The 380-nt window shown below is 51.6% G+C and carries 1 protein-coding gene; it reads right to left on the bottom strand.

Annotated elements, in window-relative coordinates:
• Nucleotides 1–380: PA domain-containing protein (locus I6F37_RS45130; RefSeq protein WP_225155149.1), on the bottom strand; the 380-nt coding region annotated here is incomplete at both ends.

The following is a 380-nucleotide window of genomic DNA, read 5'->3' as shown; positions in this document are numbered from 1 at the left end:
GCCCAATGCTCCTGTCGGCGGGTAGACCCGGGTAATACACATTTGATTTCGTATTGAGCGAAACGGTACGGCTGTTAAGAACCGCCATCGCCGGGCTCAGGACGATCGCCGCCACCGCACCTTTTTTTTCTGCCAGGGCGATCTTTTCCGGGATACCTGGAAACGTATAGGTCGAAAATTCACCGGTGCCACTCAACAGGTAGCTTCCATTCACTTTGGGTTCGCCGGTGAAGAACACCACCACCTTTCCTTTTACATTCAAACCATGGTAATCATCATAGGCCGGTTCGCTGATACCATAGCCCACGAACACGACCTTGCTGGCAGAAGCCTTGCGGGTATTGTTATTCAAGACCGGAACATAATAGTCAGTGCCGTAT

This window comes from Bradyrhizobium sp. NBAIM08, assembly GCF_020193935.1.
GTDB classification, from domain to species: domain Bacteria; phylum Pseudomonadota; class Alphaproteobacteria; order Rhizobiales; family Xanthobacteraceae; genus Bradyrhizobium; species Bradyrhizobium yuanmingense.
Note: the sequence above shows the minus strand (reverse complement) of the source record. Positions and strands in the feature narration are given on the sequence as shown.